We start from the raw sequence: 22109 nt of genomic DNA on the forward strand, positions 1-22109 counted from the left end.
ACCAAGGGAACGGACAAGTTTTGCCCAGTCTCAATGGATAGGATGATGAGGTGACTGACAGTGAGATAGATCGCAATGAGACCGAGCCGACCGTCGTACGGACGACGAGCTCGACGGCCCTCTTCTTCATCGTCGGAGGGCTCTGCGCCTTGGGCGTGCTCTCAATCCTCTTCGGCGATTTCACGCTGCGCGGTCTGGCCGCCGCAGGCATCCCTCTGGCCGTCGGCACCCTGGTCTTCGTCTTCTACCGGTTCCCCCGCGTCGAACTGCACAGACAGCAGCTTGTGCTGGTCAATCCACTTAAGACCGTGACGATCCCGTGGAACCTCGTCGACGGCTTCGAGACCCATTTCGGTCTGAGTGTGCGCACCCACGAGAAGAAGTTCGCCTCATGGCCGCTGGCCGGCAAGGGCAAGAAGTGGGAGAAAGACGAGCACGGTATGCGCCGGCTCGTCGAGAATCCGAGCCCGGCCGTCGACACCGTGCTCGAGCGCTATTCGTCGCTCAGCGACGCAGAACTCGCCAACCCCGGTGGGCAGCGTGTCATCGAGACGAGATGGAACATCGGCATCATCGCCATGGGTCTCCTCGCCATCGTCTGGGCGCTCTTCGGCTTCGCAGCACTGCCGCGCTGACGGCCGAACTGCGGTCACCAGCCGCGTTCGCGCCATTCCCCCAGTTTCGGACGTTCCTCGCCCAGGGTCGTCGAGTCCCCGTGTCCGGGCAGAACGAGAGTCTCGTCCGGAAGTTCGCCGAAGACCCGCTCCTCGAGGTCGTCCATGAGAGAAGTGAAGTCCTCCGCCGACCAGGTCTTGCCCGGCCCGCCCGGAAACAGCGAGTCACCGGAGAACAGGATCGTCTGGCCCCCGTCGCGCAGGAGCAGCGCGATCGAACCGGGAGTGTGCCCGCGCAGAGCGATTGCCTGGAGAACGAATCCGCCGAAGTCCCCGACGTCGAGGTGGTCGACAGAATGCGCGATCTCCACTCCTTCCGCCTCGGTGATGGCGGCCGCGTCCGCGGCACCGGCGATCGTCATCGCCTCCGGATAGTTCGCCGAGGTGGCCGGCAGTGCCCGAATATGATCCCAGTGCTGGTGGGTGGTGATGATCGCCCTGAGCTTCGAGTCGGCCTCGGTGTCCTGGGCACCCGAGTCGATGAGTTCGGTGATCGCCTCGGCGTCGTCGGCGGCGTCGATGAGCACCTGGGAACCGGTCTCTTTGGCAGTGAGCAGATAGACGTTGTTCGCCATCTCGGAGACCGCGATAGAGCGGATGATGACGTGCTCGGTTTCGATCGTGTGCATTTCCAAACTCCTCAATCTGTGCTGATGCTGCGTGCGGTTCAGGGACAGGTCACCAGGCTCCGCGCGTGTACTGCGGAGGGTAGGGTCCGGGTTCGACCCCGAGGACATGGGCGGCCCGCTGCGGCCAGGAAGGTTCACGCAGGGCTGCTCGGGCCATGAAGATCGCATCGGCCTGTCCCGTGCTGAGGATGGTCTCGGCCTGCTTCGGATCCGTGATGAGTCCGACGGCTCCGGCCAAAGCTCCTTCGGCGCGGATCGCTGCGGCCAGGGACACCTGGTAGCCGGGGCCGATGGGGATCCGCACCGGATAGTTGCCGCCCGAAGAGACGTCGATGAGGTCGACTCCGACCTCCGACAGCGCACGGCTGACCTCTGCGGCTTCGGCGATGTCGAATCCGCCGTCTGTCCATTCGCTTGCCGAGATGCGCACGAAGACGGGCACCTTGTCACCTACTTCGGCGCGCACGGCCGCATACACCTCATGGAGCAGTCGGGACCGGCCGGCGAGATCGCCGCCGTATTCGTCGCTGCGCTGGTTCGACAGTGGTGACAGGAACGAATGGAGAAGGTAACCGTGGGCTGCGTGGAGTTCGACGAGGTCGAACCCGGCGTCGATCGAACGACGGGCCGCGGCAGCGAAGGCGGCGACCACCTCGGCGATGTCGTCCTTCGTCATCTCCACGGGCTCGGCCAGCTCCGGATAGGCGATGGGGCTGGCGCTGAGTGTCGACCATCCGCCCTCGGACTCGGGGACGCTGCCCTTCGGCTCACCGGTGAAAGGACGATAGGTGCTGGCCTTGCGGCCGGCATGGGCGAGCTGAATGCCGATGATGCTGCCCTGGGAGTGGACGAAGTCAACGACGGCCGACCATGACTCTGCCTGGTCGTCATTCCAGATTCCGGCGTCCTGTGGTGAGATTCGACCTTCGGGGACGACTGCGGAGGCTTCGGTGAGGATGAGCCCGAATCCGCCCTGCGCCCGGGCACCGAGATGGACGAGATGCCAAGGGCCGGGCATGCCGTCTTCGGCTTCGCAGGAGTACTGGCACATCGGGGCGAGCCAGATGCGATTGGGAATCTCGGTTCCGCGCAGGGTCAGCGGTTCGAACAGCTTAGTCATGGCATCAGTCTGCCAGTTCCGCCCGAGCTCAGACAGTGATACCGAATACCGGAACGGCGAGCAGATATACCGTGGCAGTGACGAGCACGATGCCGATGACATTGAGCCACAGCCCGCCCTTGACCATCTGCGCCACGGTGACATAGCCGGAACCGAAGGCGACCGCGTTCGGCGGGGTGGCGACCGGCAGCATGAAGGCACACGTCGCGGCCAAGGCGACGGGAATCGTCAGCAGCAGCGGGTCGAGGTCGAGTCCCATGGCCACTCCTCCGACGACGGGAACGAACGTCGCCGCCGTCGCAGTGTTCGACGTCAGTTCCGTGAGAAAAAGGATGATGGCAGCGAAGATGGCGACGACGAGGACCGTCGGCAGAACTCCGAGGCCGCTCGTGGTCGTGCCGATCCATTCGGTCAGACCCGACTCAGAGAACTGAGCGGAGAGAGCCAGCCCGCCGCCGAAGAGCAGGAGGACTCCCCAGGGCAGCTTCTCTGCGGTCTCCCAGTCGAGGAGGCGGACGCCGCGGTTGGCCCCGCCCGGAATGAGGAAGAGCAGAAGACCGACGACCATGGCGATGCCTTCGTCACTGATCGGCGGTTCTTCGAAGATCAGCGGCAACGAGATCCAGCTGACGGCGGCGAGGACGAACATCGCGAGCACAAGCTTCTCCCCGGTGGACATGGGACCGAGTTTGGCCAGTTCTTCGCGGATGAGTTCACGTCCGCCGGGGATCTTGTCGATCTCCGGTTTGAACATCACCTTGACCAGCAGGAACCAGGCGATGGCCATCATCACCACTGACAGCGGAACACCGACTAGCATCCACTGACCGAAGCCGATGGAGATGTCGTGGTTGTCTTTGAGGTAGCCGACGAGGAAGAGGTTGGGAGGCGTGCCGATGATCGTGCCCAACGAGCCGATCGACGCGGAGTAGGCGATTCCGAGCATGAGAGCGGTGCCGAAATTGGATTTCACAACCGCGCCGATCCCGGTGTCATCGCCGCCGTCGCTCGAGCTCTCGGCTGCACCGTCGACGTCTTCGGTTACAGCCCCGTCCTGGTCTGCGGCGCCCGCCGCCCCGTTCAGGGCTGTGCCCATGACCTTCGACACGATCATGAGCACCGACATTCCGATCGGCAGCATCATCACCGCGGTCGCGGTGTTCGAGACCCACATCGAGATGAACCCGGTGGCGATCATGAAGCCGGCGATCATCGGTCCCGGCTTGTCGCCCATGATGCTCAGCGTCACGAGTGCGATGCGACGGTGCAGATTCCATCGCTGCATGGCCAGTGCGATGAGGAAGCCGCCGAGGAAGAGGAAGATGATCGGGTTTCCGTAGGAGGCGCCGACGGTGTCCATCTCGACGTCCGTGCCGAGCACGGGGAACGCCACGAGCGGGACGAGGGACGTCGCCGCGATCGGCAGCGCTTCCGTCATCCACCAGGCTGCCATGAGCACCGCGACCGCCGCGGTCAGTTTGGCAGCGTGCTCGACACCGGCGGGCATGATCGCATAGATCAGGGTCGAGAAGATGAGGCCGAGCAGGAATCCGGTCCACCGGATTCGCAGGGTGGTGCGGCTGATGCCGGGTTCTCGTTCCCCGGGAGAGCGCATATCGATCTCGGTGGATGTGAACTCGGCGGAGTTCGGGCGCGGGGACATTCTCACTCCTCATTGAGCAGGTGTGCCTGTGCTATCGCTCAGCATACTCCAGATGTGGTCTCTCTACCGAGAGAATCGCCCGCGCTCCGTGAGCGCATGGGTGCTTCGCGGCCCTTCGCCGCAGTGGCTCCTACAGCTGGCCGCAGAACTCCTGGATGTGGTCGACGACGATCTCGGGGTGTTCGGCCATCGGCAGGTGGGCGGAGTCCGGGATCGTGACGAAGCGTGCGTCCTTTATCTGCTCGGCCAGGGACGACATCGCCTCGGGGGTGCAGCCGGGGTCCTGGGCGCCGGCCATGACGAGCGTCGGGGTGGTGATCGAGCCGAGCTTCCCGCTCACGTCGTAGATCTTCAGCGCCGAGGCGGCCGCCACATAAGCTTCGTCATCGACCAGTGCGAGGTCGGACAGGATGAGGTGACCGGTGGCGATGTCCTCGCCGAGGAATCCGGCGGCGAACCAGCGATCGGCGGTGTCATCGACGAGGCTCCCTGTGCCGTCGGAGCGGACTTCGCCGATGCGCTCGTCCCAGGATTCCGAGGTGCCGAACTTCTCGGCCGTCGCACAGGCGACGAGTCCGGTGAGTCTTTCGGGATGGTTGAGGGCCAAGGTCAGGCCGATCGCTCCGGAGATCGAGACTCCGCAGTAGGCGAAGGATTCCACCCCGAGCTCGGCGAGGGACTCGACGACACCGGAAGCCAGCGCTTCGATCGTCACCGGGGCGGACGCCTCGGCGAGGAAATCACCGGCGGGGAGGGTGTGTCCGGGCAGGTCGGTGAGGTAGATCTGGAAATCATCGGCCAGACGCGCGGCCACGGACGTCCACAAAGGCATCCGGGTGCCCAGTGCGTTGCCGAAGACGAGGACGGGGGAACCGGGATTGTCGTTGAAGGCACGGACGGCGATGCGCATGGAGGCTCCTTGAGAACTGAAAGTGCGAACGGATTTCGACTGGATACGACGGTCGTCGATGAGTTGGATTCGACGGGGAAGCTGTGTCGGGATCGGTCAGGAGTCTGTCGTTGACAGCCTACCGCCGGAGTACTCGAGATAACAGCTCGGGCACAGCGACTCGTAGGTCACGGAATTGCCGTCGATGGCGACCTGATCGCCGTCGAAGATGAACGCTCCGTCGACGAGGCGGCCGTTGAACATGGCTTTGCGACCGCAGCGGCAGATCGTCTTCAGTTCCTCGAGGGTGTGGGCGATCTCGAGCAGCCGCGCCGAACCGGGGAATGCCTTCGTCTGGAAGTCCGTGCGGATTCCGTAACACATCACCGGCACCGAGGCAGTGGTGGCGATGCGCATGAGCGAATCCACTTGGACGGGGCTGAGGAACTGCGCTTCGTCGATGAGCAGGCACGCGACGGGGATCTTCGGGGCGTCGATGGATTCGATGAGGGCATCGTGGTCGACGTAGTCGGCATGTTCGGCGTAGATCCGCTCCACGTCGCCGTCGGCGGGGATGACGAAGTCGACCTCGCGGGTGACGCCCAATCGGGACACGATCTGCGAGGCGCCTTTGGTGTCGATCAGCGGCTTGGCCAGCAAAACGCGCTGGCCGCGTTCCTCGTAGTTGAAGGCCGCCTGCAGAAGAGCGGTCGACTTGCCGGAATTCATCGCCCCGTACCGGAAGTAGAGTTTGGCCACTGTCGTCCTCTTTCTGTTGTCCGTGCCGACACAGAAGACTACCGGGTGCCACCTGGAGATGTGAGCACCATCATCGGACGGGGCCGCCTACCGAAATGGCCCAGAAGGTAGGATGGAGGGCGATAAACCCCAAGAAGATGCGGAGTGGTCCTTAACTATGGCTAAAATCATTTACACGCGCACGGATGAAGCGCCGCTTCTGGCGACGTATTCGCTCAAGCCGATCATCGAAGCCTTCGCCACGTCGGCCGGTGTCGAGGTTGAGACTCGAGACATCTCTCTCGCCGCACGCGTGCTGGCCCAGTTCAGCGACCGTCTGCCCGAGGACCAGCAGGTCGGCGACGCACTCGCGGAGCTGGGCGATCTCGCCAAGACCCCCGATGCCAACATCATCAAGCTGCCCAACATCTCCGCTTCCGTTCCGCAGCTGAAGGCGACGATCGCCGAACTGCAGTCTCAGGGCTACGACCTGCCCGCCTACCCGGAAGAGCCTTCGACCGATGAGGAGAAGGATGTTCGGGCACGCTATGACAAGGTCAAGGGTTCGGCCGTCAATCCGGTGCTGCGTGAGGGCAACTCCGACCGTCGCGCTCCGCAGGCCGTGAAGAACTTCGCCAAGGCTCACCCGCACTCGATGGGCGAATGGTCCAAGGACTCGAAGACCCGCGTCGCCACCATGGGCGCAGGCGACTTCCGCGACAACGAGAAGTCCGTGATCATCGAGGCCGATGACACCTTGTCGATTCGCCTGCGCACCGCCACGGGAGAGACGAAGGTCCTCAAGGAGTCCCTGCCCGTTCTGGCCGGTGAGATCGTCGATTCGACGAAGATGAACGCCGCCGCCCTCGACGAATTCGTCAAGGACCAGATCGCCGCGGCCAAGGCCGACGGCGTCCTCTTCTCCGTCCACCTCAAGGCCACGATGATGAAGGTCTCCGACCCCATCCTCTTCGGCAAGGTCATCGAAGCCTTCTTCCCCGACGTCTTCGCCGAGTACGGTGACGTCCTCGCCGAGGCGGGACTGACCTCCGACAACGGACTGGCCGCCATCCTGGCCGGGCTCGACACCCTGCCTGCCGACGCAGCCGCGGGAGTCAAGGCCGGAATCGAGAAGGGGCTGGCCGACGGGCCCGACCTGGCCATGGTCAACTCGCACAAGGGCATCACGAACCTCCACGTGCCCTCCGACGTCATCGTCGATGCCTCGATGCCGGCGATGATCCGCGTCGGCGGCAAGATGTGGAACAAGGATGACCAGACCCAGGACACCCTGGCCGTCATCCCCGATTCCTCCTACGCCGGCGTCTACCAGACCGTCATCGAGGACTGCCAGGCCAAGGGCGCCTTCGACCCGCGGACCATGGGCACCGTGCCCAACGTCGGTCTCATGGCGCAGAAGGCCGAAGAGTACGGCAGCCACGACAAGACCTTCGAGATCCCGGAGGCCGGAACCGTCGAGGTCGTCAGCTCGGCCGGCGATGTGCTCATGAGCCACGAGGTCGCTGCCGGTGACATCTGGCGTGCCTGCCAGACGAAGGACATCCCCGTCCGCGACTGGGTCAAGCTCGCCGTCACCCGTGCCCGCCTGTCCGAGACTCCGGCCGTGTTCTGGCTCGACGAGACCCGCGCCCATGACCGCAACATCGTGTCGAAGGTCGAGGAATACCTCAAGGACCACGACACCGAGGGCCTGGACATCCGCATCATGAACCCGGTGGAGGCCACTCAGTTCTCCATCGACCGCATCCGTGAGGGCAAGGACACCATCTCGGTGACCGGCAACGTCCTCCGCGACTACAACACCGACCTGTTCCCGATCCTCGAGCTCGGCACCTCGGCAAAGATGCTCTCCGTCGTTCCCCTCATCGCGGGCGGCGGACTGTTCGAGACCGGTGCCGGCGGCTCGGCTCCGAAGCACGTCGAGCAGCTCGTCGAGGAGAACCACCTGCGCTGGGACTCCCTCGGTGAGTTCCTCGCCCTGGCAGAGTCCTTCCGTCACGAGTTCAACGTCCACGGAAACGAGCGGGCCGGCGTGCTGGCCGACACCCTCGACGCCGCGACCGGCAAGTTCCTCGAAGAGAACAAGTCGCCGTCGCGCAAGGTCGGCGAGATCGACAACCGCGGCAGCCACTTCTACCTCACCCTCTACTGGGCGCAGCAGCTGGCCGAGCAGACCGCGGACGAAGCTCTGGCCGAGGCCATCTCCCCCGTGGCGAAGGCACTGGCTGAGAAGGAGGACGCCATCGTGGCCGAGCTCCTCGAGGTTCAGGGCAGCCCGGTCGACCTGGGTGGCTACTACTACCCGAACGACGCGAAGACCGAAGCCGTCATGCGCCCTTCGGCCACGCTCAATGAGATCATCTCCTCGCTGAGCAAGACCGTCTGATCAACTGATCGACAACACTGAGGAAAGAGTCCCGGCAGCCGTTGCCGGGACTCTTTCTGCAAACCCGCCTCATGCGCCCCATCAGCAGTTATGATGGGCGCATGAGCACTCAAGACCCGCGTGGCGATTCGCAGACGCCCGAAGAGCTCCTGGCCGAAACCGATTCAGTCCTCGGCAGCGATACTCCCGCGACGGGCGAGACCGCTGCGGTGGACAAGACCCGGGAGATGTCCCCGCAGGAGAGGCATGAGCAGACGCAGCCTCCGGCGGGACACACAGGTGAACTGCCGTCGACGAAGGCCGGATCCGGAATGTCGGCGGGAATGTGGGTCTCCCTCATCCTCGGCGCCGTCATCGTCGTCCTGCTGCTCATCTTCATTCTGCAGAACAATGTCCCGGCCGAGTTCAAGTACTTCGGCTGGCAGTTCGAACTGCCTCTGGGTGTGGCGATGCTCTTCGCCGCGATCGGCGGCATCCTCATTGCCGGAATCATCGGTTCGGTGCGGATCTTCGTGCTCGACCGCAAGCTGAAGAAGATCAACAAGGCCCTGGGCCGCTGATCGATGGCGCACCACCCCAGCTTCATCGAACTGCCCACTGAACTTCCCGTCACCCTGGTCCTCGCCGATACCTCGGCCGAGGCGGCGTGGGCGCGTGATGACGATTCCGTGCTCACCGAGCAGGAACGCAACTATGCGAAGGAGTTCGACGCCGAGGCGGCCGCCACCTGGTCTGCCGGCCGTGTCGTCCTCCGCCATGTGCTCGGGGCGCATCTGGGTCAGGATCCCGCTGCGATCGAGATCCGCCTCGATTCGGCGGGCAAACCACGTCACGACGAGAGCGAATTCTCCGTGTCGAGGTCACGTCGCCTCGTCCTCGTCGCCGTCTCCGACGACCCGGTCGGACTCGACATCGAAGCGATCCCCGAACGAGATGTCGCCCTCGAGGCGATGCGGCTGCTCCATGAAAGGGAACGGGCAGAGCTCGAGGAGCTTCCCGATGACGACTTCGCTGCCGGATTCGTCCGCGTATGGGCGCGCACCGAAGCTTTTCTCAAGGCGTTGAGCACGGGCCTGGCTCGCGATCCCGGTCTCGACTACATCGGCGCCGGGCCGGAACCGAACTCACCGCATCCCGATGTCGACATCCACGACCTCAAGACCGGTATTCCCGACGGCCATATCGCTGCCATCGCCTTCAACCGCTGAGCACCGGTCTGCTGACCCCTCCTCGTTCAAGCGCTGCCGCGTTTGTTGACCCTTCGCGCAGCCAGTTTTGTGTCGTTCAAGCGCTGCAGCGGATATGTGACCGCGCACGACCACATATCCGCTGTTCGCCTTGAACGACGAAAGGTCAGCAGTCAGGGCAGCCTCCGTGAGGAGGCCTCGAAGGGTCAGGGATTCTGCGGCTCTGCGAACGGTCAGGGGTTCTGCGGCTCGTCTTCACTGAACGACGGGCCGTTCTCGCCGGTCGTGAAGACCACGGCGATGCCCAACGAGCCCACACCGACCAGCCCGAAGAGGATCCAGGCGCCAGCCGGGTTGCTCGCAGCGGCGAGGATGAGGCCGACGACGACCGCGACGATGAGGAGTGCGTCGAAGACCATCGGGAACTTCAGGTAGCGCTTCTCCCCCTTGGTCACGGCATAGGAGATCTGGGTAGCGGCGCTGAGGAAGAGCAGCACCAGCGCAGTGATGACCAACCAGCGTGGGGCGAGGAAGAAGTCCTCGAGCCCGCCGATGAAGATGAAGCCGAGCACGGCCAGCAGCAGCTTGATGATGCCGTCGACTGCAAATCCGGAATTCCTCATGACTGAATCCTACTCAACAGGGTCTTCACCTCACCCAGTGCCTCTCGCAGCACAGGGGCCTCGACGTTCGAATGGGCGATGACCAGACCGTGTCGAACCTCGTCGCCACCGGCCCAGCCGCGAGCCAAAGAGGCGACGAGGATGCCGCGCTCGGCCAGATCCCTCAACAGGCTTGAGGCCTGCGCCTGAGACGTTTCGATGACGAGTGTGCGTCCCTCGTGGACCAGCCCGGGGATCGGACCGATCTCGGACACGACTTCCTCGGCGGCCCGGAGTCGCCGCCGTCCCCGGGAGATGCGACGACGCAGCCCACCGGAGCCGAGGTAGGAGGCGATGGCCATCTGCAGAATCGGCGAATACGCCGGCCCGAGAGCCGCGCGCAGGCTCATGAGCTCCTCCGAGATCGGTCCACGAGCGATGACGTATCCGGTCGATACGGCCGAGGTCAGCAGGGCAGAGAAGGTGCCGATGTGGACGACTTGCGCGCTGCTGTCGGTCGATGTTGCGAGGTCGAAGAGGGTCGGCAGCACTGTGCGAGTGAAGCGGGCCTCACTGTCGTAGTCGTCCTCGACGATGAGAACGTTTCCTCGAGCCGCCCAGTCCAGCAAGCGGGCACGCTGATCGACCGGCATCGGTGTTCCGTGCGGGAACTGGTGATTCGGTGTCACGACGGCCGCAGCCACATCGGCCCGCGCCGGCGAGGAGCCGACCATGTCCAGAGGCACAAGCTGCTGGTCGGTCATCGCCTGGCGCAGACCCGGGAAACCGGGATTCTCCACGGCGATGGCTCCGGAGACGCCGAGGCTCAGCAGCAGTCGCAGACCATCGCGAGACCCGCTGGTGAGGATGATCTCGTCGGGGTCGACGGCCATCCCACGAGTCAGCCGCAGATAGTCGGCGATCGCCCACCGGGCTCGGGGCTGGCCCAAGGGATCGATCGGACCCGGGTCGAGGTCGAGTGATTCCCTCCAGGCCCGCCGAAAGGCCGGTTCGCGCAGAGGATCGTCCCCGCCGAACCCCGGACGCAGGTCGACATAGTTGCGCAGACGCCGCCTCGGCGAGTCCGGAACTCGATGCTTTGGACCCACCGTCGTCGAGGCGGCGGGCAGGTCGGGATTGATCCGCGTGGCCGATCGTTCGGCGGCGAGGAGGAACCCCTCCACAGCGAGCTGCGCATACGCTGTCTCCACACTGCCGCGAGAGATTCCGAGATGCTTGGCCAGCCGACGGCTCGAGGGCACCGCATCCCCCGGGCGCAGAGTCCCGTCCGAGATCAGGCGCCGCAGCTCCTGAGTGAGCTGATCAGGCAGCGGAGTCGGCAGTTTCTTGTCGACGTTCACCGGCAGAGCAATGCCTTCGGCCCGAGTGCCGTCCTGTGACTTCGTGACCATGAGTCGATAATAGTGCGACGATGTGATTCTGGCCTAAAATTCTTCCACGTTCCTGGCTCTCTCGTTGAGCCACTCATCGGTTTAGGCTGGTCGAGAACGGCCGTTCACACCCGAAGAACCACGATCCCTCCGACCCACTGGCAGCAGACAGAGAACGCTCCGTCCTGCGCCCTGTGTCGACCCGGATCGACTCCGCGACAGTGAATGGATCTACACCACAATGACCGAAACACAGACCCTGCTCAACACCGGACTGGCTCAGATGCTCAAGGGCGGCGTCATCATGGATGTCGTCAACGAAGAGCAGGCACGCATCGCCGAGGCGGCCGGTGCTTCCGCCGTCATGGCCCTCGAACGCGTCCCCGCCGACATCCGCGCACAGGGTGGAGTCGCCCGGATGAGCGACCCCGACCTCATCGACTCGATCATCAGCGCCGTGTCCATCCCGGTGATGGCCAAGGCCCGCATCGGACATTTCGTCGAGGCTCAGATCCTCGAAACCCTCGGTGTCGACTACATCGACGAATCAGAGATCCTCTCCCCCGCCGACTACGTCAACCACATCGACAAGTCCGTCTTCAAGGTGCCGTTCGTCTGTGGTGCAACCAACCTCGGTGAGGCTCTGCGCCGTATCCAGGAGGGTGCGTCGATGATCCGCTCGAAAGGCGAAGCAGGAACCGGTGACGTCTCCGAGGCGATGCGCCACCTGCGCACCATCAACTCAGAGATCCGTGCGCTGGGAGCGAAGAGCGAAGATGAGCTCTACGTCGCGGCCAAGGAGATCGCCGCCCCGTACCACCTGGTCAAGCAGGTCGCCAGCCTCGGCCGTCTGCCCGTCGTGACCTTCGTCGCCGGCGGCATCGCCACCCCGGCAGACGCAGCGATGATGATGCAGCTCGGTGCCGACGGCGTCTTCGTCGGCTCCGGCATCTTCAAGTCGGGCAATCCGGAGGCACGCGCGAGGGCCATCGTCGAGGCGACCACCCACTTCGATGACCCGCAGGCCGTGGCCGAGGCATCCCGCGGACTCGGCGATGCGATGGTCGGCATCAACGTCGCCGACGTCCCTGCACCGCACCGCCTGGCCGAGCGCGGCTGGTGAGAGTCGGCGTCCTCTCCCTCCAGGGAGCCTTCCGTGAGCACCTGCTCATGCTCGGCTCCCTGGGGGTCGACACCCTCAAGGTCACCAAGTCCGAACACCTTACGGACCTCGATGCGCTCATTCTGCCCGGCGGTGAGTCCACGGCCATGGTGCGCATCGCCGCCGGCACGGATCTCTTCGCGACTCTGCGCGAACGCATGGCCGGCGGACTGCCGGTCTTCGGCACCTGTGCCGGGCTCATCCTCCTGGCCGACCGGCTCAGCGACAATTCGCTGGGTGGGTACGACCGCCTCGGCGGGCTCGATGTCACCGTGGCCCGCAATGCCTACGGTCGACAGCGCGAGTCCTTCACCACCCCGCTGACCGTACGCGGACTGGGCGAACCGGTCGAGGGCACATTCATTCGGGCTCCGCAGATCCTCGATCTCGGACCCGACACCGAAGTGCTCGCCCGTCACGACGACACGCCCGTCCTCGTCCGGCAGGGTTCGGTCTGGGGCGCCAGCTTCCACCCGGAATTGGGCACCGACGGACGAATCCATGCAGAATTCCTCCACCACCTCGGTGCCGCTGTGTAAAGATTGACTCATGACTGAGCAGGCATTGCAGACACTCAAAGACGGATACACCTTCGACGGCGAGACACTCGATCTTGGGGTCGCCCTGGACGGAGAAGAACCGTCGAAGGAGACTCCGATCTCCATCCCGTTGTCCATGCTCAATCGGCACGGCCTCGTCGCCGGGGCCACGGGAACCGGTAAGACCGTGACCCTGCAGGTGCTCGCCGAGCAGCTGTCACGGGCCGGAGTGCCGGTGTTCGCCTCTGACATCAAGGGCGATCTCTCGGGCATCGGCGCTGCCGGAGTCGAATCCGACAAACTGCGCAAGCGCCTCGATGCCGCCGGTCAAGACTGGCAGTCGCGGTCCAATCCGACCGAGTTCTACACCCTCGGCGATTCAGGACTCGGCACTCCCCTGCGAGCGACCGTGACCTCGTTCGGGCCGATCCTGCTGGCAAAGGTGCTCGAACTCAACGACACTCAGGAATCCGTCCTCTCTCTGGTCTTCCACTATGCCGATCAGGCAGGGCTGGCGCTGCTCGACCTCTCCGATCTCAAGGCCGTGCTCACCTTCCTCACCTCCGACGAGGGAAAAGCCGATCTCGAAGGCATCGGCGGAGCATCGAAGGCCACCGTCGGCGTCATCCTGCGCAAGATCTCCGAACTCGCCGCCCAGGGGGGCGACGTTTTCTTCGGCGAGCCGGAGTTCGACACCGCTGATCTGCTGCGCACCGATGACAACGGTGCCGGAATCGTCTCGGTGCTCGAACTGCAGAAACTCAGTCAGTCGCCGGCCCTGTTCTCCACGTTCCTCATGTGGCTGCTGGCCGACCTGTTCCAGGACCTGCCTGAGGTCGGCGACCCGGACAAGCCCTCGCTTGTGTTCTTCTTCGACGAAGCCCACCTGCTCTTCGCCGGCGCGTCGAAGGCCTTCCTCCAGTCGGTGACGCAGACCGTGCGGCTCATCCGTTCGAAGGGTGTCGGCATCTTCTTTGTCACTCAGACGCCGAAGGATGTTCCCGAGGATGTGCTCGCACAGTTGGGTTCGCGCATTCAGCACCAGCTGCGGGCACACACGCCCAACGACGCGAAGGCGCTCAAGGCAACCGTGCAGACCTTCCCGAAGTCCGACTACGACCTCGAAGAGCTGCTCACCTCGCTCGGCATCGGCGAAGCCGTGGTCACCGTCATGGACCCCGATGGTGCTCCGACCCCGGTGGCGCCGACGCGGATGCGAGCCCCGGAGTCGAAGATGGGGCCGATGAGCGAGGACGAGATCAAAGCGGCTGTGGCGGCTTCGCCCCAGCATGAGAAGTACGGCACCGCGATCGACAACGAATCTGCCCGCGAGATCCTCGCCAAGCGCCTCGAAGGCGGGTCAGAAGCTCACGCCGAGGAACAGAAGTCAGCACCTGCCGATGCGCCCGCCGAGAGTCAGGGTCGCGACGCCTCAGCGGACAAGATCGATTTCCCGGAGGAGTCCGCTGGCTCCGGGAAGAAGCCGGCGAAGAAGGACGACGAGAACCTGTTTTCCCAGGTCGTGAAGTCCTCGGCGTTCAAACAGTTCACAAGGACCGCGGCACGCGAGATCGCACGCGGAATCTTCGGCACCTCACGACGCCGGCGCTGATACCCTCAGTGTCGTCTCACCGGCGCTCACCCGCAGTTCCAGGCAGTCGCCGATGAGGTCTCCGTCGAGTTGTGCCGGTACCGGTGATTCGACGGAGACCGTCACCTCGGTCGTAACGCGATAGTTCATGAACGGGTGGGCGTCTGGTCTGCCCTGCAGGCATGCCGCGGCGATTCCTGCCCACGCTCGGCACGCCGCCATGGGCGAGTGCGGGAATGGACCGACGGTGAGCATGGAGAAGGTCTGAGCATCGATGTGCGCCTGGGGGAACACGGCGATGGGCCCTGCAGGACGAGCCACTTTCGATGCCATCACCGACCACACCGGCGCCGAGGCGGTTCCCCCGGTGCTTGAGGTCTCCCCTGTTCTCGCGGCGAAGTCTGTACTTGCGGTGAAGTCCGCGGCGAAGAGGGCCCGCTCGGCTCCCCAGGCGTAGCCGAGCAGTCCGGGCGCGGCGTGGTGGTGGGCGACGGCCCGGGCGTCTCCCCCGATTCCTGCGAGGCTGATGAAGTCGGCGCGATGTCGAATCCCGTCCGCGGTCTGAAACTCCGCAGTATTGATCGGGACGCTGCGATGGGTCGGCGGAGCGCCGCGGATGGTCGAGGCGATCGTGCGCACGCATTGGTCGATGGCGTGCCGGGAGGATCGTAGGCCGATATGGCGGCTGAGCACGTTCGCGGTCCCGGTCGGGACGAGGAAGGTCAGGATGTCCGCCTCGGCGAGCACCCGGGCTGTCGCTCGGATGGTGCCGTCCCCACCGAGGACGATGACGGTATCTGCTCCCCACCTGACGAGCTGTTCGGCTTGCCACCGACCGGAACGTTCGACGCTGGTGGTCATGCTTCGGTAGTGCGCGCCGGCTTTGCGCAGCTGCGGCACGAGCTCGGCATACGCCCGTAGGGTCGCCGAATGTTTGGGGTTGAGGATGATCCCAACGGCAATTCGGCCTGCGGGCGATGCTGGTGGGTCGTCCTCATCCACCCGGCCGGACACCTGTTCGAGTGGCATGTGGCGATCGTCCATCGTCGGTGGTCTCTGCGTGCTCAGACGAAGGCCGGGTGGGTTGCACTCACCGATTCGACGGCGGCCAGGTCAACTTTCTCCCCTGGGAAGGTGTCGACGAGGACTCGCGGACCGGTTTTGCGGGGTGATCGCTTCCACGTGGCGCGTGCCCGAGTACCGGCCACCAGTGTGTTCTTGAACATTCCGTTGCCTCCGGGCACAACGAGTTTCTCATTCGCAGGGTCGAGTGTGGCGCTGCGGTCCTTGTACCCGAGGATGATCTCGTCGAATCCCGGCAGCAGCATGGTCTCCTGCGCCGCTGCCTCCCATTCGCCCAGTCGGTCCTCCAAATCCGGGGCGTGAACGTAGTCGGTGCCGTCGATGTCGGTGCTCACGATCTCTCCGGCATCGATCCCGGCCTGGATAGCCTTTCTCATCCTCGTCTTCGGCAGTCCAGTCCACCGTGCCGCGTCATCGACCGTGACCGGTCCGTGGCTGGTGACGAAGCGTCTCATCCATTCGCGGTCGGCCGCCTCGTCGTCCAGCGTCGTCGGTGTGGGCACCCAATCTGCGGTGAGCACATATTTCATGTCATCTTTGCCCTCGATCATGGGGGCTTGGACGATGATGTTCTGCAGCGCCAGGGACGTGATGAGGTATCGGGCGTGGCCGTATTCGTCTCCGGCGCCGATGGGAGCGAACGCCTCGAGCAGCTCTTCTCGTGCCAGCGGTCCCCGCTCCCGGATGGCTGCTGTGGCGAGTTCGGCTGCAGTGTCGAGCATGGCGTCGGTGATGCCGAAATGCTCACGCCTCTTGGCCGTGGCTTTCATGGTCCGTGCCCCGGTGAGGCCGAGGATCCACCCGATGTCCTTGGCCGTGGTCAGATGGATGGTGCCGCGCTGGGTCCAGGAACGCACGATCTCTCCGGCATCGATGGCGGCGCGGACCGCGGCCATACCGTCAGTGACATCCGGTCCTAGGCGCAGGGCGATGGAGACCAGTGCTCCGCCGAGGGCTTGAGCTTGGACGCAGCCGAGATGTTCGACGACTGCGCCGGCGTTTGAGAGGTCGGTTCCTGTCGGTGACTCGGGTGGAGGTCCGACGAGCCCCTGCGAGATCAGACGGGCTGCCGAGATCTGATGTGCGTCCATAGTCCAACGGTAGTGCACGCCGGTGACACGGCAGTTGTGAAAAGGCGACAGCACTGGGTTCGCAGACGAGGATCGCGCAGTCGAATCTGTTCAGCCCATGATGTCGATGAGTCCGGGCACCCGCACCCGCGGCAAAGTGCCCGAGGAGGCGAACTCTCCCCAGACCCGGCGCAGCTCGGGACCGGCGATATCGGTGGTCGCACCGTAGTCGAGGAAGGAATCGTGCCAGATCTCGCCGGGGAAGATCAGCGGCAGGTCTCCCGAGTGCGCGGCGTCGAAGAAGCTGCCGTCGCCGCGGGAGACGATGAGCAGGCGTGCGCCTTGACCGCCGGACATCCGGTGGCGGTCGTAGAATTCGCGACCGGCCCGGGTGTAGACCGCTGAGGTGATGCCGGAGATGAGGGATTCGAGCATCGGAGAGGTCAGGGTGCGGTCGTGGAGGCGACGCAGTGCGGGAACGAAACCGGCGAAGAACGCCATCTCGCGTTCCGTGCGGGTCATGAGCACATCGAATTTCGGGGCGACCGCAGCCCAGGCTTCGGCTGCCTTCGCTCGTGATGGCAGCGGGTACTGGCCGTAGCGGACTCCGAAGCACATTCCGGCATGCAATCCTCCGACGAGGGCGGCCTTGTGCACTTCCTCCTGTGCTCGGAGGATGTCGTCGACGCCTGCTTCAGGGTCGATCTTCTGGGCGACTTTCCCCATCGCCCAGTTCATGGCGTCGGTGCCGCCGGCCAGTCCCAAGGGAGCTGAGGCCATGAGCACACGATGGAAGAGCCCTGCGGTGCCTTCGGCGATCATGAGGTGGGCGCAGGCGTCTGCCCCGGCGCTTTGCCCGGCGATCGTGACATTGTCCGGGTTGCCGCCGAAGGCGGAGATGTTCGTCTGCACCCAGCGCAAGGCGGAGATCTGATCGAGCACACCGAGGTTGAGGTGTTCGTCGCGCCCGGTACCGAGGTATCCGAGGACGCCGAGCCGGTAGGTCACCGAGACGACGATGATGTTCTGCTCGGCGGCCAGGGCATGCGGATCGTAGATCTCCGCGTCCCCGGCCCCGGCGACGTAGGCTCCGCCGTGGATCCAGACGAGGACGGGAAGCCCTGCCTCAGTCGTGGTGTCCTTCGGCATGGTCACGCTCACGCGCAGACAGTCTTCGCTGATGGGCAGCCCGCCGAGCTGGTCGAAGGTCATTCCGGCATTCGGGTCGCGGCGCAGCTGCGGGCTTGCCGGACCCGGTTGACCGCCGTCGATGAAGTCCACCGGAGGTTCATCGACGGGAGGGAGGAAACGACCTGCACGGGCATAGCGAATACCTCGTGCGCGGATCACGTCATCGCTGACGTAGACGCGCACGCGTCCGCACGGGGCGGCGATGTCCCGTGTCTCCTCCATTTGGTCAGCTTACTTGCTGGGTTCGACCGGAGGCTCGGCCGACCATGGGAAGACGATCCACTGATCGGTGCGCTTCCACACGAAGTCAGGATCGATGATCGATGCGGACTTCGCGTAGATGACGGCCGACTGGGCTTCCGCGCCGTGTTTGCGCAGCAGTTCGAGGACGAGGGCCAGGGTGCGGCCGGAGTCGGCGACGTCATCGACGACGAGCAGCTTCTTGCCCTTGATCGCTTCGACGTCGAGCATCGGGGCGAGCAGGATGGGGTCGGGCAGGGTCTCGTGGACGTCGGTGTAGAACTCGACGTTGATGGCGTCGGAGAGCTTGAGTCCGAGCGCGTAGGCGAGTGCTCCGGCGGGCAACAGCCCACCGCGTGCCACGGCGATGACGATCTCGGGATCGTAGTCGGAATCCGCGATGGTCTGCGCCATCTCACGCGCCGATCGGCCGAACATGTCCCAGCTGAGAATCTCTTTTTCGTCGAGATCGGTCGAATCGGCGTGATAGGCCATGGATGCTCCTCGTGTCTGCCCGTTTGTGGTTCGAGCTTCAAGGATACGCTGTCGCCGGTTCAGCGCAGAAATACTTCGAGCCCGGCCATCTCCTGCGCCTGTGATCCGGTATGGGTGGGCGGGTTCGGGTTGACCCAGTACTCCCCCGTGTGGGCATTGCGTTCGAGCAGGCGGTAGTCGATGAGTTCGCGACGCAGCAGGGCGAAGTCCGGATGGAATTCCCCGAGGAGGCCGTTGAGCCGTTTCTCGTCGTAGACCTGGTCTGGGTCCAGGGCAGCGAGGACCTCGATGAGGACGAGCACGAGGGCGCGTCGTTTCGTCGGAATGGCGACGATGTGGCCGTCCGGCATGAACGTTTTCAGTGTCTTCGCCCGAAACCGTGCGATCTCCGGGGCGATGACGGATTCGGCGCGGGAGTCTCTGTTGGATCCTGGCCCCTGCTTCGCGGCGACCAGCGCGGTGCGGGCCGTGGTGTAGTTCTCACCAGTTTCGGTCATCCGCGTGCGAACGAGCTTCTTGAAATCCTTGTCCTTGGTCATGGTGTCACTTCCTCAAACGACCAAGTCTCCCCCAGCACGAAACCTGGTCAGGAAATCACCGTGCCGGTTTCGTCCGAGGATTCTCTCCCCTTCGCCATGCGGTCGGTGTGCTGGGAACACGACCTCGGCTGGGCGTTGGATGCGCCGAACACCAGTATAGACACAGTGGTCGGCGTTCGAAGCCGTTGCCGGTTGTCAGCTCTCGAGCGCTTCGAGGTACATCCACCGCCCGGCACGGCGGACGAAGGAGGAGTTCTCTTCGAGGACATGATCGCCGAGGTGGTCCCGGAATCGCGCACGGAAGTGCACGGTGCCGGTGGCATCGTCGACTCCTCCGCCCGTGGTGGACACGATTTCGAGGCCGAGCCACGTGGTGGCGTCATCGACGCCGACATCGTCGGGCCGGGTCTTGGCATGCCAGGTGCGGAAGAGGTGGTCTTCGTTGCCGCGGACGAAGGCGGTGTAGCGAGAGCGCATCAGCGCCTCGGCGGTGGTGGGCCAGGTTTCACCGTCGAGGGCGGGGCGGCAGCAGTCGTCGTAGGCGGCGCCGGGAGGCATTCCGGAGCAGGGGCAGATCATCTGTCGATGATATCGGCAGTGGACTGCAGTGGCGGGCGTGCGAAGATGGAGTCATGACTTCACTGTTCCTGTCTGGAGATCCGAAGGCCGATGAACTCTTGGCCGAAGACCGCTTCGCCCTGCTCGTCGGGATGCTGCTCGACCAGCAGGTGACCATGGAGAGCGCCTTTGCCGGGCCGGCAAAGCTGGCAGATCGGCTGGGCAAGCTCGATATCGACGAAATCGCTGAGATGAACCCGGATGATTTCCTCGACATCTTCGCGCAGACGCCCGCGGTTCACCGGTTCCCGAAGTCGATGGCTGGCCGGGTGCAGAAGCTGGCCGCAGCTATTGTCGACGAGTACGACGGAAAGCCCGAGGCGATCTGGACTGAGGGTGACCCCAGCGGCGCCGAAGTCCTCAAACGGCTCAAAAAGCTGCCCGGATTCGGTGATCAGAAGGCCAAGATCTTCCTAGCGCTGCTCGGCAAGCAGTTCGAACTCCAGGCTGAGGGCTGGCAGGAGGCGGCCGGTGACTACGGTGACGCGGATGCTCGTCGTTCGATCGCCGACGTCGTCGATGACGTCACTCTGCAAGAGGTGCGTGCTTTCAAGAAGCAGCAGAAGGCCGCGGCTAAGGCGGCAAAGGCCGCGAACAAGTAGCCGCAGTCGCCGAGAGTTTCATGCTTCCACGCACTCCGACGTGAGTTATCCACAGATTCGACTTCGCCTGTTCTAAAAAGCGTGCCTGTCGAATAATGTAGGGAATCCGGGTGTCGGCCGACGGGGTCGCGCCGCAGTTGCAGACCACAGAGGCGTGGAATGAGAACTGGATCGTCCCGACCGAATCGTCGACCTGCCCAAATGTTCGTTGCCGTTTTCTCCGCTCTGAGTTTGGTCTCGGTCGTCGGCTGTGCCGACAATTCTCCGGTAGCCGCGCCGACATCGACCCTGCCCGCGCAGCAGCCCGACGGAGGGTCGACCGATAACCCCGCCGAGGTGGCCATCCCCGACTACGAAACAGACCTTGACCTCGACAACGAGGAAAAGAAGGCCGTCGAGGGCGCGTTGGTTGCGTTCGACGACTTCATTCAGGCCATTAATGAAGCGTATTCCGGGAAGTCCGAGGTAGCTGATGACTTTCCGAATTTCGCATCCGGCGATGCGCTTAAGTCAATTCAGACTGAAGCCAAATCAGTAGCCGCCGACGAGGCTACCTTTGAGGGGCAAATCGAACCGTTGAAGGTCGAAGTATTCGAAGTCACGAAATTGGACGAGACAGCGAAGTCTGGCTCGGTCCTGGTGAACTTTTGTGTTGACACCTCTAAGTGGACAATGACGCCGGCAGGTCAAACTCCGACTTTGAATCCTGATGGAAAAGTGACGATGCAACACACCATTCTGTTAGATGACGAAAGCTGGAAAGTCGACCAGCAAACTCTCTGGGAACGACGTTGTTAGGAAATAGGTCTTCCCACAGCATTCTTTGTTTTGCAATCGTCGCCATTTGCCTGTTCATGTTTCCTCCGCCGGCGGAGGCGGCACCAGGTTGCACGATTGGCGACACAAGCGGATGTGAAGCGGTGAAGCCCCCGGCGCCCAAACCGCCTCCGGGCGGAGGGGGATCTGACGGAGGCGGAGGCTCCGGCGGTGGCGGCTCTGGTGGAGGCGGCTCTGGTGGAGGCGGCAACGGCGGCGGTGGATCCGTTGGCGGAGGTGGTCCCGGCGGAGGCGGCGGACAGCCTGACTGTCCGACGGAAGACGTCGGCTATCTGTGTGTGAGTGAGCCCGGCCCCGGTGGCGGAGGGGGCGGTGGCGGCGGCGCTCCGGCTCGGCCCGATCCCCCGACGCACATCCCGGAATCGCAGTTCCAGAATTTCGACATACCGGCTCCCACAATCTATGCCTGGCCGAAGGATTGGGCCGTCGTCGGCAAACCAGCCGCCTTCTGGACGGACATCGACGTCAGCTATATCGACATGACCCTGCTGACCTACGCAGTCAAGGTAAAAGTCACGCCAGAACGATTCAACTGGGACTTCGGAGACGGCTCGGGCACGACCACTACTGCGAAAGGTTTGAAGCCCCTGCCCGGCGGCACACCCCAGATCGGACACGAATACCAAAAATCCGGCAAGGTATCCGCGTCGATGACCGCGACATTCAGCGGAGAATTCTCAGTCGACGGCGGACCCTGGCTCCCTATCGACGGATTCGCACACGTCGCCAGCAACGACATCGGCATCGAGGTCTACCGATATCACCGCTACCTTGTCGACGAAGACTGCTATTCCAATCCCCGCGGGCCGGACTGTGCCCGATCTGCCCGGTGAGTCCGCAGC

23 protein-coding genes are annotated in these 22109 nt (G+C 64.1%); 10 read left to right on the forward strand and 13 right to left on the reverse strand.

The features are described from left to right. Positions 1–50 precede the first annotated feature (50 nt). The gene (locus SB749_RS10050) at positions 51–635 is read left to right on the forward strand and encodes a hypothetical protein (RefSeq protein ID WP_410710200.1); all 585 of its coding nucleotides are present in this window, start codon (positions 51–53) and stop codon (positions 633–635) included. Between the two features lie 14 nt (positions 636–649). Here the strand turns inward: SB749_RS10050 and SB749_RS10055 are convergent, their stop codons facing one another. From SB749_RS10055 to SB749_RS10075, 5 genes are all read right to left on the reverse strand, one after another. After that, positions 650–1303: an MBL fold metallo-hydrolase gene (locus SB749_RS10055; protein WP_173153767.1), complete on the reverse strand. Its 654-nt coding sequence runs from the start codon at positions 1301–1303 to the stop codon at positions 650–652. Positions 1304–1352: 49 nt separating this feature from the next. Then, positions 1353–2423 carry an NADH:flavin oxidoreductase/NADH oxidase gene (locus SB749_RS10060; protein WP_410710201.1) on the reverse strand — a complete coding sequence of 357 codons (1071 nt, stop codon included), beginning with the start codon at positions 2421–2423 and terminating at the stop codon, positions 1353–1355. Positions 2424–2451: 28 nt separating this feature from the next. Then, positions 2452–4086 carry an SLC13 family permease gene (locus SB749_RS10065; RefSeq protein WP_410710202.1) on the reverse strand — a complete coding sequence of 545 codons (1635 nt, stop codon included), beginning with the start codon at positions 4084–4086 and terminating at the stop codon, positions 2452–2454. A gap of 130 nt (positions 4087–4216) precedes the next feature. Continuing rightward, positions 4217–4996, reverse strand: a complete 780-nt coding sequence (locus SB749_RS10070) for an alpha/beta fold hydrolase (RefSeq protein WP_410710203.1) — start codon at positions 4994–4996, stop codon at positions 4217–4219. 96 nt (positions 4997–5092) lie between these two features. After that, positions 5093–5734 (reverse strand): thymidine kinase, encoded by a 642-nt coding sequence (locus SB749_RS10075; RefSeq protein WP_173153758.1) that lies wholly within the window; start codon positions 5732–5734, stop codon positions 5093–5095. 157 nt (positions 5735–5891) lie between these two features. Here SB749_RS10075 and SB749_RS10080 point away from each other — a divergent pair, with 157 nt between their 5' ends. From SB749_RS10080 to SB749_RS10090, 3 genes are all read left to right on the forward strand, one after another. Beyond that, the gene (locus SB749_RS10080; protein WP_410710204.1) at positions 5892–8120 is read left to right on the forward strand and encodes an NADP-dependent isocitrate dehydrogenase; all 2229 of its coding nucleotides are present in this window, start codon (positions 5892–5894) and stop codon (positions 8118–8120) included. Between the two features lie 101 nt (positions 8121–8221). Further along, on the forward strand, positions 8222–8680 hold the full coding sequence (locus SB749_RS10085) for a lipopolysaccharide assembly protein LapA domain-containing protein (RefSeq protein ID WP_410710205.1): 459 nt from the start codon (positions 8222–8224) through the stop codon (positions 8678–8680). A gap of 3 nt (positions 8681–8683) precedes the next feature. After that, positions 8684–9328, forward strand: a complete 645-nt coding sequence (locus tag SB749_RS10090) for a 4'-phosphopantetheinyl transferase family protein (protein WP_410710206.1) — start codon at positions 8684–8686, stop codon at positions 9326–9328. A 212-nt stretch (positions 9329–9540) separates the two neighbouring features. Here SB749_RS10090 and SB749_RS10095 read toward each other — a convergent pair whose 3' ends face one another. Further along, a complete protein-coding gene (locus SB749_RS10095) occupies positions 9541–9930 on the reverse strand; it encodes a hypothetical protein (RefSeq protein WP_410710207.1) in 390 nt (129 codons plus the stop codon). Further along, on the reverse strand, positions 9927–11321 hold the full coding sequence (locus tag SB749_RS10100) for a PLP-dependent aminotransferase family protein (RefSeq protein WP_410710208.1): 1395 nt from the start codon (positions 11319–11321) through the stop codon (positions 9927–9929). The genes SB749_RS10095 and SB749_RS10100 overlap by 4 nt, the downstream gene beginning before the upstream one ends. A gap of 220 nt (positions 11322–11541) precedes the next feature. Between SB749_RS10100 and pdxS the strand changes: the two genes are divergently transcribed. From pdxS to SB749_RS10115, 3 genes are read left to right on the forward strand one after another with little or no spacing between them, the layout of a single operon-like run. Then, entirely contained in the window at positions 11542–12423 is an 882-nt protein-coding gene (gene pdxS, locus SB749_RS10105; RefSeq protein WP_410710209.1) for a pyridoxal 5'-phosphate synthase lyase subunit PdxS, read from the forward strand. Then, entirely contained in the window at positions 12420–13001 is a 582-nt protein-coding gene (pdxT, locus tag SB749_RS10110; RefSeq protein WP_410710210.1) for a pyridoxal 5'-phosphate synthase glutaminase subunit PdxT, read from the forward strand. Before pdxS ends, pdxT begins: the two co-directional genes overlap by 4 nt. A gap of 10 nt (positions 13002–13011) precedes the next feature. Further along, the gene (locus tag SB749_RS10115) at positions 13012–14613 is read left to right on the forward strand and encodes a helicase HerA-like domain-containing protein (protein WP_410710211.1); all 1602 of its coding nucleotides are present in this window, start codon (positions 13012–13014) and stop codon (positions 14611–14613) included. Here the strand turns inward: SB749_RS10115 and SB749_RS10120 are convergent. From SB749_RS10120 to SB749_RS10145, 6 genes are all read right to left on the reverse strand, one after another. Next, positions 14596–15621 (reverse strand): diacylglycerol/lipid kinase family protein, encoded by a 1026-nt coding sequence (locus SB749_RS10120; protein WP_410710212.1) that lies wholly within the window; start codon positions 15619–15621, stop codon positions 14596–14598. The two genes, SB749_RS10115 and SB749_RS10120, sit on opposite strands and share 18 nt — an antisense overlap. A gap of 35 nt (positions 15622–15656) precedes the next feature. After that, positions 15657–16766: a winged helix DNA-binding domain-containing protein gene (locus tag SB749_RS10125; RefSeq protein WP_410710213.1), complete on the reverse strand. Its 1110-nt coding sequence runs from the start codon at positions 16764–16766 to the stop codon at positions 15657–15659. A gap of 90 nt (positions 16767–16856) precedes the next feature. Beyond that, positions 16857–18158 (reverse strand): carboxylesterase family protein, encoded by a 1302-nt coding sequence (locus SB749_RS10130; RefSeq protein WP_410710214.1) that lies wholly within the window; start codon positions 18156–18158, stop codon positions 16857–16859. 9 nt (positions 18159–18167) lie between these two features. Beyond that, entirely contained in the window at positions 18168–18671 is a 504-nt protein-coding gene (locus SB749_RS10135; RefSeq protein WP_101544866.1) for a phosphoribosyltransferase, read from the reverse strand. A 59-nt stretch (positions 18672–18730) separates the two neighbouring features. Continuing rightward, positions 18731–19210 (reverse strand): DUF2087 domain-containing protein, encoded by a 480-nt coding sequence (locus SB749_RS10140; RefSeq protein WP_410710215.1) that lies wholly within the window; start codon positions 19208–19210, stop codon positions 18731–18733. A 195-nt stretch (positions 19211–19405) separates the two neighbouring features. Further along, positions 19406–19789, reverse strand: a complete 384-nt coding sequence (locus tag SB749_RS10145) for a YchJ family protein (protein ID WP_410710216.1) — start codon at positions 19787–19789, stop codon at positions 19406–19408. Between the two features lie 53 nt (positions 19790–19842). Between SB749_RS10145 and SB749_RS10150 the strand changes: the two genes are divergently transcribed. From SB749_RS10150 to SB749_RS10160, 3 genes are all read left to right on the forward strand, one after another. Then, entirely contained in the window at positions 19843–20430 is a 588-nt protein-coding gene (locus SB749_RS10150; RefSeq protein ID WP_410710217.1) for an HhH-GPD-type base excision DNA repair protein, read from the forward strand. Positions 20431–20631: 201 nt separating this feature from the next. After that, on the forward strand, positions 20632–21228 hold the full coding sequence (locus SB749_RS10155; RefSeq protein ID WP_410710218.1) for a hypothetical protein: 597 nt from the start codon (positions 20632–20634) through the stop codon (positions 21226–21228). Between the two features lie 122 nt (positions 21229–21350). Further along, positions 21351–22100: a hypothetical protein gene (locus SB749_RS10160; protein WP_410710219.1), complete on the forward strand. Its 750-nt coding sequence runs from the start codon at positions 21351–21353 to the stop codon at positions 22098–22100. Positions 22101–22109 lie beyond the last annotated feature (9 nt).

It is taken from the genome of Brevibacterium sp. SIMBA_078 (genome assembly GCF_046534565.1).
GTDB lineage: Bacteria > Actinomycetota > Actinomycetes > Actinomycetales > Brevibacteriaceae > Brevibacterium.